The organism is Moraxella sp. I5G (assembly GCF_055193055.1).
On record NZ_JBUXLH010000049.1, the window covers coordinates 1 to 699 of the forward strand.

The window sequence follows — 699 nt, forward strand, 5'->3', positions numbered from 1 at the left end:
AGGCGAGCGCAGCAATGCTTGGGATGGTGCCAAGCAAGAGGCTGTCAAGGCTATACGAGCCAATCCTAATTTGGAAAAAAATCTTAAAGATAAACTTGTCAATGATGTCTTGGCGGGCAATTTAGAAACTAGAACAGTGGGTAGTGGCAGCCTACAAGGGCAAGAAATCATTCAAAAATATTTTAATAACCAAAAGGTTGGCAATGGTCATACAAACACCAATGGCAACATCAATATAACCAACACAAGTGAGGCAATCAAATGCAATCCATTAAAGAACAACTTATGCAACAAATAGAGCAGACCATGCCCGATGGTTTTTTATTTGATTTTGAACGATCTGAATATCTAACAAATGTACAGAGCATGCACGGTGGTCTTGCACGCGGTTCTTTGAACAACTATTTTGATGCCTGTTGCGTCGGAAATAAAAGATGGTTTGAAGAATTTTTGCCCAGAACAATTCAATTGTGCCAAATCTCCGTAGAATTAAAAGTAGATGGCGGTTGGACACCACAAGAAGCTAGCTGGGTTTACGAAGCCTACGCGGGTGCTACTTGGGCTTATACAGGTCAAGATGATGTTGATATTTGGAAGGTATGTTTAGAATATACCAATTTATGGGTTTTTAAGAATAAAAATCCTACTGACTTTTCAGTATCAAAAGGTATGACAAAGGGTTTATTTTATACTTATCTG

General features: G+C 38.8%; 2 protein-coding genes. Both read left to right on the forward strand.

Annotated elements, in window-relative coordinates; genetic code table 11:
- On the forward strand, positions 1 to 298 hold a 298-nt coding region (locus ACZBKJ_RS09900; protein ID WP_463200929.1), incomplete at its 5' end, for a hypothetical protein.
- Positions 262 to 699: hypothetical protein (locus ACZBKJ_RS09905; RefSeq protein ID WP_463200931.1), on the forward strand; the 438-nt coding region annotated here is incomplete at its 3' end. The genes ACZBKJ_RS09900 and ACZBKJ_RS09905, both read left to right, overlap by 37 nt.